Genomic DNA, 13596 nt, shown 5'->3' on the forward strand with positions numbered 1-13596 from the left:
CCCGGCCCGTGGGGACGTGCGCCCGCCTCGACCCGGGCGGCGGCCCGGACAGTCTGAGGACCAGCCCGGTGGGCACGGACCGGGACCGACACCGAGGGGGCCGCTGTGACCGTCGGACCCACCCCCGTGGACCGCCCGAGCCCGTCCGCACCCGCCCGGGTGGTCGTCGGGGTCGACTGGGCCCTGGTGGCTGCCGCCCGCAAGGGCGCGGTGCTCGAGGTCGTCACGGCCTTCCCGGTCGACTCCTACTGGACCGACGCGTACCTGCTGGACAGCGCACGGAACGACGCCCTGCGCGCGGACACCGCGGCGAGGGCGCGCGAGGTGGTCGAGCATGCTGCTCGGATCGGTGGCCCTGCAGAGGGTGGTGCACGGCCCCTGCCCGGTGATGGTCGTCCACCCGCCGCAGGACGCGCAGGAGCCGGTCCCGCGCGCCATGGCCGGCGCGACGGGCTGACCGGCGGGACCGTCACCGTGCAGCCCGCTCGGCGGGACCGCCTCCAGGTGGACGATCCGCAGTCCTCAGGGCACCGCGCGGGCGGCGCGGCCCCGACCGGCGACGCTGGGTGGCGGGCCCAACTCGGCCTCTTCGCCGCCCTCATGGGACTCGGGGTCGACGGGACCATCACGGCCACCGCCCTGGACCAGCTGGTTCCGCTGGCGCGCCGCGCACCTGACTCGGCGCGCCCGCGGCCCGGCACCTGAGCGGATCGGGACCTTGGGCACTGGGGGGCCGGGGTCCCGCGCCGTATGTTCCCGCCATGACGGAAGACGGCGAGGTGCAGGACCAGGGCTTCGACGACGGCGTGGTCCGGGTGGCGCAGATCTCCGGCGGCGTCCTGGTCGGGCACGACGGGTCGCCGGGTGCCGAGCAGGCACTGCAGTGGGCGGCCGGGCTGGCCGCCCGGGCCGGCTGGCCGCTGCACGTGCTCCGCGCCTGGCGGATGACCACCGCGCCCCGGCCGGCCAGCTGGGAGTTCGGGTACGTGCCGCCGCTGCCGGACTACGAGAAGGCGGTCCGCGAGGAGCTGGAGGCGCACGTGGCCGCCGCCTCCCTGGACCCCGCGCTGTCGGTCACCTGCCACGTCACGCACGGCTCCGCGGCTCGGGGGCTGATCGAGTCCGCCGGCGGCGCCGACCTGCTGGTGGTCGGCGCCCGGGGACTGGGCGGGTTCGCCGGCCTGCTGCTGGGCTCGGTGAGCGACCAGTGCGTGCGGCACGCCCCGTGCCCGGTCACCGTGGTGCGCTCCGCGGACTGAGCGGCACCGGCGGTCGTGGGGACGGGTGCGCGACCCGCGGCCGGCTCGGCTCCGCGCACCCCGGTCACCGGGCAGCGGGCGTGGGCCGCGACGTGCCGGCTGGCCGAGCCCCGCGCCCGTTCCCACCTGCCCGGCGTGCTCCCGTTATCCCCAACAACTGGTTCGTATGACGGCCGCCGCTGGACGGGCGGCCCGCGCACCTCCCCAGACGGCGCCGACCGGCCGGTCACACCCGGTAGAAGGCCGTCGCGTTGCCGTGCAGCACCGCGTCGAGGTGCTCGCCGGCCACTTCGGCCACCAGGTCCAGGTCGCGGTCGGCGAAGGGCCGCCGGGCGCGGGTGGAGGGCAGGTCGGAGCCGGCCATCAGCGCGGCCGGGTCGACCGCCAGCACCGCCCGGATCGTCGCGGCGACGTCGAGGTCCACCCGCCCGAAACCGGTGGCCTTCACCCGCACTCCGCGCTCGACCAGCGCCAGCAGGGAGGGCAGCCCGTCGGCGTGCAGTCCGAGGTGGTCGATGCTCACGGCCGGCAGTCCGGCCAGGACGGCGGCCAGGTCGGGCAGGTCCCGGGCGTCGACGTAGAGCTCGGCGTGCATGCCGGCCAGGTCGTGCACCCGGCGGGCCAGCCGGTCGAGGTGCTCCACGGCGGCCGACCCGCCGCGGCGCAGGTTGAACCGGACGGCGCGCACCCCGCGCTCGCCGAGGGCCACGACGTCGGCGTCCGGCAGGTCGTGCGGGATCTGGGTGACCCCGACGAAGCCGGGCCCCAGTCGGTGCAGCGCGTCGAGCAGGTACCCCTGGTCGAAGCGCTGGAAGGAGCCGGACACCACCGCACCACCGACGACACCCAGCCCGGCGACCCGCTCCCGGTACTGCGCCACGGTGAACTCCCCAGGCACGAAGCCGTCGTCCGCCGCCAGCGGGAACCGGCTGTCGATGACGTGGAAGTGTGCGTCGAAGAACGGGCGGGGGGATGTCACGGGCGGGCCTCCGGAGATGGACTGCGCACGCGCAGTGGACCACCAGGGTGCACGAGCCCGGACCGGTGACCGGCCGCTGACCGCAACCGCCACGCCACGGCGGAGCCCGGCCGGGGTGGCCGGGTCCCGGGCCATCGGGCACTAGCCTGAGGGCTGGTGGACGGCGAGGTGGAGCAGCGATGACGACGGCGGACGACCGCACGGCGGGGACCCCACCGGGGGAGCCGACGGCGCCGCTCGGGCGGGACGAGCTCGGCGACCGGGTCTTCACCCTGCCCAACGCGCTGTCGGTGCTGCGGCTGCTCGGCGTCCCGCTGTTCCTGTGGCTGCTGCTCGGCCCGCAGGCCGACGGCTGGGCGATCCTGGTGCTCGCGGTCTCGGGGTTCACCGACTGGGCCGACGGCAAGCTCGCCCGGGCGTTCGGGCAGGCCAGCAGACTGGGCGCGCTGCTCGACCCGGCCGCGGACCGGCTGTACATCGTCGCCACGCTCATCGCCTTCGTGCTCCGCGACGTCGTCCCGTTCTGGCTGGTCGCCGTCCTGGTCGGCCGCGAGCTGGTCCTCGGCCTGACCCTGCTGGTGCTCCGCCTCGCCGGCTGGCCGCCGCTGCAGGTGCACTACCTCGGGAAGGCGGCCACCTTCCTGCTCCTCTACGCCTTCCCGCTGCTGCTGCTCGCCGACGGCGACGGCCCGGTGGCCACGGTGGTCCGGCCCGTCGCCTACGCCCTCACCATCTGGGGTGCCGCGCTCTACCTACTCGCGGGCGTCTTCTACGTCGTCCAGGCGGTCGGGCTGGTCCGGAGGAGCCTGGCCGAGGCCCGGCCGTGACCCGGGCCGCGCCCGGGCGGCCACGCTCGCTGGGCGCCTCGCTGCTCGACCAGGTCCTCGCCGAGACCGTCGACCCGGCCTACGCGCAGGCCGCCGCCGCCCGGGCGGCCCGGGCCGCCGTGAGCGCCCCCGAGCCCGGGTCACCGCCACCCGGCCGGCCCTCGTGGATCCGGCGGCGCCGGGGCCAGGGGCTGGTCGCGCTCACCTTCGCCCTCGCCGGCCTGCTCGCCTCGGTCACCTACGAGGAGGCCGCCTCCGGCGCGCAGGGCCGCGAGGAGGTCCGCGACGCGCTGCGCCAGGACATCCGCCAGGGGACCGACCGGGTCGACGACCTGAGCGCGCAGCTCGAGCAGCTCACCGCGGAGGTCAACCGCACCCGTGACGAGGCCCTGGCGGCCAGCGCGATCGGGCAGCGGGCGCTGGAGCAGCTGGCCACCGCCGAGCGGGAGGCGGCGCTCCTCCCGGTCTCCGGGCCGGGGTTGGAGGTGACCCTGGGCAACGCGCCCGCGGCCGCGGACAGCGACCCGATCGGTGGGTCGGAGGAGGTCGCCCAGGCCGGCGTGGTGCAGGACAGCGACGTGCAGCAGGTCGTCAACGCGCTGTGGAGCTCGGGCGCCGAGGCGGTCAGCATCAACGACCAGCGCCTCGGGCCGACCACGGCGGTCCGGCAGGCCGGCGGCGCGATCCTCGTGGACTTCCAGCCGGTGAGCAGCCCCTACGAGATCCGCGCGATCGGCGACCCGGGCACGCTGGCCAACCGGTTCCTGAGCACGCCGGAGGCCTCCTTCGTCGCGGACCTCACCCGTCTCTACGGTGTGGTGTTCGACTTCGCCCGGGCCGACGAGCTCCAGCTGCCCGGTGCCACCGGCCCGGAGCTGCGCAACGCCCAGCCGCTGGACCCCGCCGGCGACCCGCCGGCCGCGGACACCCCTGACTCCACCACCGACGGAGGCTGACCCGTGATCCCGATCCTCGGACTCGCGGTCGGCGTGGTCCTCGGCCTCGTCCTGGACCCCAGCGTCCCGCTGTGGCTGCAGCCCTACCTGCCGATCGCGGTGGTCGCCGCGCTCGACGCGGTTTTCGGCGGCATCCGGGCGCGCTTCGACGGCATCTTCGACGCGAAGGTCTTCGTCGTCTCGTTCGTGTCCAACGTGGTGGTCGCCGCCCTCATCGTCTTCCTGGGTGACCAGCTCGGGGTCGGTGCCCAGCTGTCCACCGCCGTGGTCGTCGTGCTCGGCATCCGGATCTTCGGCAACGCGGCGGCCATCCGCCGGCACCTGTTCCGGGCATGACCGCGGAGGAGCCGGGCCCCGCGGAGCCGGCCGCGCCCCCGGCCAGCGGGCCGCGGGCGTCCTGGCGGGCGTGGCGCCGGCGCCGGCGGGACCCCCTGGCCGCCGTCCTCATCGGCGTCCTGACGCTCGTGCTCGGCTTCGCCATCGCGGTGCAGGTGCGCAGCACCGACACCGACGCCGCGCTCGCCGGCCTGCGTCGGGACGACCTCGTCCGCATCCTGGACGACGTGACGGCCCGGGAGGACCGGCTGCGGCAGCAGATCGCCGAGCAGCGGGCCGCCCTGGAGCAGCTGCGCGCCGAGGGCGGCACGTCCCCGGCGGCGCTGGAGGAGGCCGCGGACCGGGCGCAGGCCCTCGGTGTCCTCACCGGCCGGGTGGCCGCCCAGGGGCCGGGACTGGAGATCACCGTCCGGGACCCGGCCGACCGGATCAGCGCGGCCATCCTGCTCTACGCGGTGCAGGAGCTGCGCGGCGCCGGAGCCGAGACCATGCAGGTCGACGGCGTCCGGATCGGCGTCGACAGCGCCGTCACCGGCGACCCGGGGGCGCTGTCGATCGACGGGCAGCCCGTCGACGCGCCGTACGACGTCCTGGTCATCGGGTCGCCCCGCGACATGGAGACGGCGATGAACATCCCCAACGGCGTGGTGGACAAGGTCGCCCGGCGGTCGGGCAGCGTGGACGTCGTGCAGTCCGACCGGGTCGTCGTGGACGCGTTGCGGGTGCTGGAGGCCCCTCAATACGCTGAGCCCGCGGACGACGACTGAAGGTGGACCTCGGTGCCCCCGGGTCCAGCACCGAGGCCGACGTCCCGGACCCAGCCGCACGACCCCGCACCACCTCGAGCCCCCAGGAGATGCCGCATGGCCACGCCCGACGACCGTCGTTACACCGACCAGCACGAATGGGCGATGGTCCAGGGCGCGGACGGTGCCTCCACGGTGGTCCGGGTGGGCATCACCGACCACGCGCAGGACGCCCTCGGCGACATCGTCTTCATCCAGCTCCCCGAGGTGGGGGAGGAGGTGGCCCCGGGCAGCGCGATCGGTGAGGTCGAGTCCACCAAGTCCGTCTCCGACATCTACTCGCCGGTGACCGGCGTGGTGACCGCGGTGAACAGCGCCCTGGAGACCACCCCGGAGACCGTCAACAGCGACCCGTACGGCGAGGGCTGGCTGGTCGAGGTCGCCGTCCAGGGCGCCGACGGCGACCCGACCGCGGACCTGCTCGACGCCGCCGCCTACCAGGCCCTCGTCGACGCCTCCTGACGACCTCGTCCCCGCCGGCGCCGGCGGCGCCGCCGACCCGGCGACTCGGCACGGCGGGTCTCGATCACTATCATCACGTCGATGGCCGGAGCCGCGCCCTGCGGCGCCCGACCCTCACCCTGTACGTCCGGTTGACCCCTGGGTCAGCCGCTGGTTCCATGACCCCCGGCCCGACCGCGACCCTGCGGCGGCCGACCTCGACGGACCGACCGGTCCGTCGACCGCCGGCCGCCGCGGACGTCCACGCCCGCGGCGGTGCCACCTGCACCGGAGGAGACCCACGTGCTCTGCACTCGCTGTGGCCACCAGAACCCCGAGGGCAGCCGTTTCTGCGCCCAGTGCGGGTCGGCTCTGAGCCCGCAGAGCGTGGGTGAGTCGACCAGCATCATCCCGAAGGTCGGCGGGGAGGACTCCGGCGAGCAGGCCGAGGTCGTCGACGCCACCGCGGACGCCCACGCCGGCGCGGTCGAGTCGCTGCCAGCCGGTTCGGCGCTGCTCGTGGTGAAGCGCGGCCCCAACGCGGGCAGCCGCTTCCTGCTCGACCAGGAGGTCACCACCGCGGGCCGGCACCCCGACAGCGACATCTTCCTCGACGACGTCACCGTCAGCCGCCGGCACGTGGAGTTCCACCGCGAGGGCGGCGGCTTCACCGTGCACGACGTCGGCAGCCTCAACGGCACCTACGTCAACCGCGAGCCGGTCGACGTCGCCTCCCTCGCCGGTGGCGACGAGGTCCAGATCGGCAAGTTCCGCCTGGTGTACCTGACCGGCCCGCGCACCGGCGAGCCCGTCGGGCAGTGAGCCGGTCGGCCACCCGCGGAACGGAACGGACGGGCGCCGGATGATGAGCACGGGCCGATGAGCGCAGCCGCCCAGCGGCGCGAGGCCGACGACGCAGCGCCACGTCTCACCATCGGCGAGGTGCTGGCCGCGCTGCGCGGCGAGTTCCCGGACGTGACCATCAGCAAGATCCGCTACCTCGAGGCGGAGGAGCTGGTGCACCCGCAGCGGACGCCGTCGGGGTACCGGAAGTTCTCCGGCGCCGACGTCGCCCGGCTGCGGTACGTGCTGGCCGCCCAGCGGGACCACTACCTGCCGCTGCGGGTGATCAAGGAGCACCTGGACGCGCTCGACCGCGGCGAGCCGCTGCCCGGGCACGGGGCCGCCGACGGGAGCGACGGCGGGCTCGGGCCCGGCCCGGTGCCGGCCGAGGTGCTCGCCCGCGCCGCGGGCCTGGACGAGGCCCAGCTCGCCGACTGCGTGCAGTACGGGCTGGTCACCCCGGACGCCCAGGGGCGGTTCCGGGCCGGCGACCTGCCGGTGGCCCGGGCCGCCGCCGGGCTGGCGCGGCACGGGATCGAGCCCCGCCACCTGCGGGTGTGGCGCAACGGGGCCGAGCGGGAGGCGGCGCTGCTCGAGCAGCTCGTCGTGCCGGTGCTGCGGGCCCGCTCGGAGGAGGCGCGCAGCCGCGCGTCGGAACAGGTGCAGGAGCTCGCCGGCCTGTCCGCGCAGCTGCACAGCGCCCTGCTCGAGGCCCGGCTCCGCGAGGTCCTGGACAGCTGAGGCGGGGAGCCTGCTGGCGTACCGTTGCGGGAACCGGGCACCCACGGGTGCGCCGTCCGCCGGCCGGTCCGGGCAGGGCCCGGCCGGGGGCCAGACAGCGGAGGGGGAGCCAGACGTGCAGGAGCTCAGAGTCGTCGGCGTCCGGGTGGAGCTGCCCGGCAACCAGCCCATCCTGCTGCTCAAGGAGGCGCAGGGTGAGCGCTACCTGCCGATCTGGATCGGCGCGGTCGAGGCGGCGGCGATCGCCTTCGAGCAGCAGGGGGTGCGGCCCGCGCGGCCGATGACCCACGACCTGCTCAAGGACGTCGTGCACGCCCTCGGGGCCACCCTCCGGGCCGTGCACATCACCGAGATGCGCGACGGGATCTACATCGCCGAGCTGGTCTTCGGGGACGAGCGCACGGTCAGCGCCCGGCCCTCGGACGCGGTGGCCCTCGCCGTCCGCACGGGGTCACCCATCTACGGGGCCGAGGCCCTGCTCGACGAGGTGGGGATCGAGATCCCCGACGAGCAGGAGGACGAGGTCGAGAAGTTCCGCGAGTTCCTGGACAACATCAGCCCGGAGGACTTCGGCGCCGGATCCGGCTCCGGCGGGGGTCCCACCTGAGGAAGGACCCCGTCCTCCTCACCCCTCGCAGGCTCGGGGCGAGCCTCTGGACGGGGCCGAGGCCATACGAAGAGACTCCTCGGCTGCCGAGAACGACGATGCGCACCCCCTTCGAGTGGGGTCGGCGACACGCCGCCCGCTTCGGTTGACCGGTCTACGGGCCCGGCCTACCGTCAGCGAATCACGTCCGTGGGAGCTCGGTGCACGCGATGTGACCGGCCCGGCGGCAGCAGGGCACGGCCCAGCTGCTGGGTGTGTGGACTCGAGGAGGCCCTGACGTGAGCGACGCGGACAACGGTTCCCGGGCGTTCGGCGAGGGCTCGCAGGGTCAGCTGTTCAGCGACGCCGCCGTCGGCGCCCCCACGTACGACGAGGTCGACAGCGACCTGGTCGGCTACCGCGGCCCCACCGCCTGCGCGGCCGCGGGCATCACCTACCGCCAGCTGGACTACTGGGCCCGCACCGGGCTGGTCGCCCCGTCGGTGCGCAGCGCCACCGGTTCGGGCACGCAGCGGCTGTACTCCTTCCGCGACATCCTGGTGCTCAAGGTCGTCAAGCGGCTCCTGGACACCGGCGTCTCGCTGCAGAACATCCGCAGGGCCGTCGACCACCTCCGCCAGCGCGGGGTGCGGGAGCTGGCGAACGTCACCCTCCTGTCCGACGGCGCCACCGTCTACGAGTGCACCTCCGCCGAGGAGGTCGTCGACCTGCTCGCCGGCGGGCAGGGCGTCTTCGGGATCGCCGTCTCCGGTGCGCTGCGCGAGCTGTCCGGCGAGCTGGCCGAGCTGCCGGCCGAGCGGCTGGACGGCAGCGGGCAGCACGTCGACGACGAGCTGACCGCCCGCCGTCGCCGGCGCGCCGCCTCCGCCTGAGAGAGGACCCCCTCGCCCCCCACCGTCCGCAAGCTCACGGCGGGCGGGTGGTGGGGCGCTGGTAGCGTCGTTGCAGTGGTGGACCAGACGCCTGCACCTGCCGGAACCGCGCTGCCGCCGCTGAGCGGCACCCTGCCCTCGCTGCGGGAGCTCTCACCGAGCCGCTCCTTCGCCGCTCGCCACATCGGCCCCCGCGCCGGTGAGACCGAGGCGATGCTCGAGGTCGTCGGCCACGCCTCGCTGGCCTCGCTGGCCGACGCCTGCGTCCCCGAGGGCGTGCGCGACCGCACGCCGCTGGACCTGCCGGCGGCCGCGGACGAGGCGACCGTCCTGGCCGAGCTGCGCGAGCGCGCGGCGGCCAACGAGGTCTTCACCTCGATGATCGGCCTGGGCTACAGCGGCACGATCACGCCCGCGGTCATCCAGCGCAACGTCCTGGAGAACCCGGCCTGGTACACCGCGTACACGCCCTACCAGCCCGAGATCAGCCAGGGCCGGCTCGAGGCGCTGATCAACTTCCAGACGATGGTGGCCGACCTGACCGGGCTGGCCGTGGCCGGCGCCTCGATGCTCGACGAGGCGACCGCGGCCGCCGAGGGGATGACCCTGGTGCGGCGCGCGGGGCGGGCCAAGGCCGGCGCGGTCTTCGTCGTCGACAGCGACACGCTGCCGCAGACGCTGGCGGTGCTGCAGACCCGCGCCGAACCGCTGGGCATCCCGCTGCACGTCACCGACCTGTCCGCCGGGTGGCCCACCGACCTGCCCGAGGCCGGCGCGTTCGGCGTGCTGCTCAGCTACCCGGGCGCCAGCGGCGCCGTCCGCGACCACCGGGCGGTGGCCGCCGCCGCGCACGAGGCCGGCGCGGCGGTCGTGGTCGCCGCCGACCTGCTGGCCCTCACCCTGCTCGAGGCGCCGGGGCAGTGGGGCGCGGACGTCGCCTGCGGCACCACCCAGCGCTTCGGCGTCCCGATGGGCTACGGCGGACCGCACGCCGGGTACCTCGCAGTCCGCGAGGGCCTGGCCCGCCAGCTGCCCGGCCGGCTGGTCGGGGTCTCCGTGGACGCCGACGGCGACGTCGCCTACCGGCTGGCGCTGCAGACCCGCGAGCAGCACATCCGCCGGGAGAAGGCCACCAGCAACATCTGCACCGCCCAGGTGCTGCTCGCGGTCATGGCCGGCACCTACGCCGTCTACCACGGCGCCGACGGGCTCACCGCGATCGCCGCCCGGGTGCACCGCACCGCGCTGGCGCTGGCCGGGTGGCTGCGGGCCGGCGGCCTGCAGCTGGGGCACGAGCACTTCTTCGACACGCTGACCGTCGCCGTGCCCGGCCGGGCGGCCGACGTGGTGGCCGCCGCGGCGGAGCGCCGGATCAACCTGCGGCTGGTCGACGCCGACAGCGTCGCCGTCGCCGTCGACGAGACCACGACCCCGGCGCTGCTGCGGCTGGTCGCCGAGGCGTTCGGCGTCGACGCCGACGAGGACGCGCTGGACGACGCCGGGGACGACGCGCTGCCCGCCGCGCTGCGCCGGCGCACCGCGTTCCTCACCCACCCGGTCTTCTCCGAGCACCGCTCGGAGACCGCGATGCTGCGCTACCTGCGGAAGCTGTCGGACAAGGACCTGGCGCTGGACCGCACGATGATCCCGCTCGGGTCGTGCACGATGAAGCTCAACGCCGCCACCGAGATGGCCGCCATCACCTGGCCGGAGTTCGCCGAGCTGCACCCCTTCGCCCCCGTCGAGCAGGCGCGCGGCTACCGGCAGCTGATCGACGAGCTGTGCGCCGGGCTCGCGGAGGTCACCGGGTACGCGGCGGTGAGCGTGCAGCCCAACGCCGGCTCGCAGGGCGAGTTCGCCGGCCTGCTGGCCATCCGCGGCTACCACCGCAGCCGCGGCGAGACGCAGCGCGACGTGTGCCTGATCCCGTCCTCGGCGCACGGCACCAACGCCGCGAGCGCGGTCATGGCCGGGATGCGGGTGGTCGTCGTCGCGTGCGACGACGCGGGCAACGTCGACCTGGCCGACCTGCGCGCCAAGGTCGAGCAGCACGCCGAGCAGCTGGCCGCGATCATGATCACCTACCCGTCCACGCACGGCGTCTTCGAGACCGAGGTGCAGGAGATCTGCGCGGCCGTGCACGACGCCGGCGGCCAGGTGTACGTCGACGGCGCCAACCTCAACGCCCTGGTCGGGCTGGCCAAGCCGGGCCGGTTCGGCTCCGACGTCAGCCACCTGAACCTGCACAAGACCTTCTGCATCCCGCACGGCGGTGGCGGCCCGGGTGTCGGCCCGATCGGCGTCCGCGAGCACCTGGTGCCCTTCCTGCCCGGGCACCCGCTGGTCGACACCGGCGGCAGGGGCCCGGCCGTCTCCGCGGCGCCGTTCGGGTCGGCCGGCATCCTGCCCATCTCCTGGGCCTACCTGCGGCTGATGGGCCCCGACGGGCTGCTGCAGGCCACCGAGCACGCGATCCTCGCGGCGAACTACGTGGCCGAGCGGCTGCGCCCGCACTACCCGGTGCTCTACACCGGCGCCGACGGGCTGGTCGCACACGAGTGCATCCTCGACATCCGCCCGCTGACCAGGGCCACCGGCGTCACCAACGACGACATCGCCAAGCGGCTCATCGACTTCGGCTTCCACGCGCCCACGATGAGCTTCCCGGTCGCCGGCACGCTGATGGTCGAGCCCACCGAGAGCGAGGACAAGGCCGAGCTCGACCGGTTCGTCGCCGCGATGGTGCACATCCGCGGGGAGATCGAGAAGGTCGCCGCCGGCGAGTTCGACCGCGACGACAACCCCCTGCGGAACGCCCCGCACACCCTGGCCATGGTGGCGGGGGAGTGGGAGCTGCCGTACCCGCGGGAGGTCGCGGTGTACCCGGTGCCGAGCCTGGTCGGCCGGGGCTACCTGGCGCCGGTGCGGCGGATCGACGGGGCGTACGGCGACCGCAACCTGGTCTGCGCGTGCCCCGCGCCGGAGGCGTTCGAGGAGCCGCTGCCCAAGGCCGGCAACACGCCGGACCGCGCCGACAGCGCCCCCGACGACATGGGGACGACGCTGGACGTGGTCGGCGCGCAGAGCTGACCGGCACCCGGTCGCGCGCGGGTCCGTGCGCGACCGGGCAGCCGGCTTACCCGCCGGACGGTCCCACGAAGGCCGCCGAGTCGTAGTAGGTGCGCACCCCGGTGACCTGCTCGCCGTCCACGTCGATCACGGTGACCCCGCGGTAGCTGAGGTCTGCGCCGTCGGGCAGCGTGGCGGTGGAGGTCCACTCCAGGCACGAGCTCCCCTCGCCGTCGACGGTGTGGGTGAACTCGGTGCTGATCGTGTCGAAGACCCCGCGGTACTCCTCCCAGAAGCCGCGAGCACCCTCCGGGCCGGTGGCCTCCCGGTGGTCGCCGAGCTTGGTGAGCACCGCGTCCTCGGCGGTGAGCTCCACCAGCGGCCCGGGGTCGCGCTGCTCGTCCAGGTGGTGCAGCGCCTGCATGAACTGCTCGCTGACAGCGCTCATCGGGTCTCCTCGCATGCCGGGTGGGTCGGTCCCGGGAGGAGCTACCCAGGGGCGAGGCGGGTCAGGCAGGGACGCGGGGCTGCGCCCAGGGACGGGTCAGCACGACCCGGCCGTCGGGCAGCAGCTCACCGTCGTCGTCGAAGACGACCACGCCGTTGCACAGCAGGCTCCAGCCCTGCTCGGGGTGCCGGCTCACCGGCACGGCCAGCACCCGCTCGTCGGAGGAGGCGTCCGGGCAGGCGGTGGGATGGGAGCACATCGGGACCACTCCAGGGGAGTCGAGGGGGGTTGCGGTTGAACGGCCGTCGCTTCGTGCGACCGGACCGAGTCTGCGCCTGGACAGCGGCGTCCCGGAGTGTCCAGAAGTCACGACGTCGTGACCCCCGTCTCGTCAACTCCCGCCCACGCGCCGGGCCGCCTACAGCTTGCGCAACAGCACCCGGCGCACCGAGTGGTCGGCGGACTTCTGCAGCACCAGCCGGGCCCGCGACCGGGTGGGCGCGATGTTCAGCCGCAGGTTGGGCTCGTTGACCGCCGTCCAGATGCCCCGCGCCGTCGCCGTCGCCTCCGCGTCGGTGAGGGCGGCGAACCGGTGGAAGTACGCGCTGCTGTCCTGGAAGGCGGTGCGGCGCAGCGCGAGGAAGCGCTCGACGTACCACTGCGCGATGTCCTGCTCGTTCGCGTCGACGTACACGGAGAAGTCGATGAAGTCCGACAGGAACACCTCCGGCACCCGGCCGTCGGTGCCGCCGCCGGCCTGCAGGACGTTGAGCCCCTCGAGCACCAGGACGTCGGGGGAGTCGACGACCTGCCGGCGCTCGGGCAGCACGTCGTAGGACAGGTGGGAGTACACGGGTGCGCTGACCTCGGGCCGGCCGGACTTCACGTCGGCGAGGAAGCGCAGCAGCGCCCGCCGGTCGTAGCTCTCCGGGAACCCCTTGCGGCCGAGCAGGCCGCGCCGCTCCAGCTCGGCGTTCGGCAGCAGGAAACCGTCCGTGGTGACCAGGTCGACCCGCGGCGTGTCCGGGGCGGCCGCGAGCAGCGCGCGCAGCAGCCGGGCGGTGGTGCTCTTGCCGACGGCGACGCTGCCGGCCACCGCGATGACGAAGGGCACCTTGGCGGTCCGGGCGTGCAGGAACTCCGTCTGCGCGGCCCACAGCCGCCGGCTGGCGGTCACGTGCAGCTGCAGCAGGCGGGCCAGCGGCAGGTAGACCGTGGCCACCTCGTCGAGGTCGATCCGGTCGCCCAGGCTGGCGAGCGAGCGGAGGTCGGCGCTGTCGAGCGGCAGCTCGCTGCCGGCCGCGAGCGCCCGCCAGGACTCCCGGTCGAAGGCGGCGAAGGGGGAGACCTGCGGTCGCGTTCCGGCCGTCACCGGGACATCCTGTCCCCTGGCCGTCCGGCGGTCCCCGACC

General features: G+C 74.9%; 16 protein-coding genes. 12 read left to right on the forward strand and 4 right to left on the reverse strand.

Translation table 11 applies throughout. The features are described from left to right. Positions 1-186 precede the first annotated feature (186 nt). Positions 187-705: a hypothetical protein gene (locus HL189_RS16835; RefSeq protein WP_369134867.1), complete on the forward strand. Its 519-nt coding sequence runs from the start codon at positions 187-189 to the stop codon at positions 703-705. A 56-nt stretch (positions 706-761) separates the two neighbouring features. Continuing rightward, a complete protein-coding gene (locus tag HL189_RS16840; protein WP_369134868.1) occupies positions 762-1259 on the forward strand; it encodes a universal stress protein in 498 nt (165 codons plus the stop codon). Between the two features lie 226 nt (positions 1260-1485). On the opposite strand, the gene HL189_RS16845 is transcribed toward HL189_RS16840, so the two are convergent. Then, a complete protein-coding gene (locus HL189_RS16845) occupies positions 1486-2238 on the reverse strand; it encodes an amidohydrolase family protein (RefSeq protein ID WP_369134869.1) in 753 nt (250 codons plus the stop codon). A gap of 179 nt (positions 2239-2417) precedes the next feature. Between HL189_RS16845 and HL189_RS16850 the strand changes: the two genes are divergently transcribed. The 10 genes from HL189_RS16850 (at position 2418) to gcvP (ending at position 11757) form a co-directional block, all read left to right on the forward strand. Then, positions 2418-3065, forward strand: a complete 648-nt coding sequence (locus HL189_RS16850; RefSeq protein WP_369134870.1) for a CDP-alcohol phosphatidyltransferase family protein — start codon at positions 2418-2420, stop codon at positions 3063-3065. After that, on the forward strand, positions 3062-4021 hold the full coding sequence (locus HL189_RS16855; protein ID WP_369134871.1) for a DUF881 domain-containing protein: 960 nt from the start codon (positions 3062-3064) through the stop codon (positions 4019-4021). Before HL189_RS16850 ends, HL189_RS16855 begins: the two co-directional genes overlap by 4 nt. A gap of 3 nt (positions 4022-4024) precedes the next feature. Next, positions 4025-4357, forward strand: coding sequence for a small basic family protein (locus HL189_RS16860; protein ID WP_222266995.1), 333 nt, complete (start codon positions 4025-4027; stop codon positions 4355-4357). Then, positions 4354-5124: a DUF881 domain-containing protein gene (locus tag HL189_RS16865; protein WP_369134872.1), complete on the forward strand. Its 771-nt coding sequence runs from the start codon at positions 4354-4356 to the stop codon at positions 5122-5124. The genes HL189_RS16860 and HL189_RS16865 overlap by 4 nt, the downstream gene beginning before the upstream one ends. A 96-nt stretch (positions 5125-5220) precedes the next feature. Beyond that, complete coding sequence (gene gcvH / locus HL189_RS16870; protein WP_369134873.1) at positions 5221-5625, forward strand: glycine cleavage system protein GcvH; 405 nt, start codon at positions 5221-5223, stop codon at positions 5623-5625. A 282-nt stretch (positions 5626-5907) separates the two neighbouring features. Further along, entirely contained in the window at positions 5908-6426 is a 519-nt protein-coding gene (locus HL189_RS16875) for an FHA domain-containing protein (protein ID WP_369134874.1), read from the forward strand. A 57-nt stretch (positions 6427-6483) separates the two neighbouring features. Then, a complete protein-coding gene (locus HL189_RS16880) occupies positions 6484-7188 on the forward strand; it encodes a MerR family transcriptional regulator (RefSeq protein ID WP_369134875.1) in 705 nt (234 codons plus the stop codon). A 115-nt stretch (positions 7189-7303) separates the two neighbouring features. Further along, positions 7304-7795, forward strand: coding sequence for a bifunctional nuclease family protein (locus HL189_RS16885; RefSeq protein WP_369134876.1), 492 nt, complete (start codon positions 7304-7306; stop codon positions 7793-7795). Positions 7796-8127: 332 nt separating this feature from the next. Beyond that, positions 8128-8667: a MerR family transcriptional regulator gene (locus HL189_RS16890; RefSeq protein WP_369134969.1), complete on the forward strand. Its 540-nt coding sequence runs from the start codon at positions 8128-8130 to the stop codon at positions 8665-8667. 78 nt (positions 8668-8745) lie between these two features. Next, complete coding sequence (gene gcvP / locus HL189_RS16895) at positions 8746-11757, forward strand: aminomethyl-transferring glycine dehydrogenase (protein ID WP_369134877.1); 3012 nt, start codon at positions 8746-8748, stop codon at positions 11755-11757. 46 nt (positions 11758-11803) lie between these two features. Here gcvP and HL189_RS16900 read toward each other — a convergent pair whose 3' ends face one another. From HL189_RS16900 to coaA, 3 genes are all read right to left on the reverse strand, one after another. Beyond that, a complete protein-coding gene (locus tag HL189_RS16900; protein WP_369134878.1) occupies positions 11804-12184 on the reverse strand; it encodes a nuclear transport factor 2 family protein in 381 nt (126 codons plus the stop codon). Between the two features lie 61 nt (positions 12185-12245). After that, positions 12246-12443: a DUF5999 family protein gene (locus tag HL189_RS16905; protein ID WP_369134879.1), complete on the reverse strand. Its 198-nt coding sequence runs from the start codon at positions 12441-12443 to the stop codon at positions 12246-12248. 159 nt (positions 12444-12602) lie between these two features. After that, a complete protein-coding gene (gene coaA, locus HL189_RS16910; protein ID WP_369134880.1) occupies positions 12603-13556 on the reverse strand; it encodes a type I pantothenate kinase in 954 nt (317 codons plus the stop codon). Positions 13557-13596 lie beyond the last annotated feature (40 nt).

Origin of the sequence: Modestobacter sp. I12A-02662 (assembly GCF_041028325.1) — a bacterium.
GTDB lineage: Bacteria > Actinomycetota > Actinomycetes > Mycobacteriales > Geodermatophilaceae > Modestobacter.

Coding starts and splice junctions, on each gene's coding strand:
- HL189_RS16840 (WP_369134868.1), top strand. CDS start 762: ATGACGGAAGACGGCGAGGTGCAGGACCAGGGCTTCGACGACGGCGTG.
- HL189_RS16850 (WP_369134870.1), top strand. CDS start 2,418: ATGACGACGGCGGACGACCGCACGGCGGGGACCCCACCGGGGGAGCCG.
- HL189_RS16865 (WP_369134872.1), top strand. CDS start 4,354: ATGACCGCGGAGGAGCCGGGCCCCGCGGAGCCGGCCGCGCCCCCGGCC.
- gcvH (WP_369134873.1), top strand. CDS start 5,221: ATGGCCACGCCCGACGACCGTCGTTACACCGACCAGCACGAATGGGCG.
- HL189_RS16880 (WP_369134875.1), top strand. CDS start 6,484: ATGAGCGCAGCCGCCCAGCGGCGCGAGGCCGACGACGCAGCGCCACGT.
- HL189_RS16900 (WP_369134878.1), bottom strand. CDS start 12,184: ATGAGCGCTGTCAGCGAGCAGTTCATGCAGGCGCTGCACCACCTGGAC.
- HL189_RS16905 (WP_369134879.1), bottom strand. CDS start 12,443: ATGTGCTCCCATCCCACCGCCTGCCCGGACGCCTCCTCCGACGAGCGG.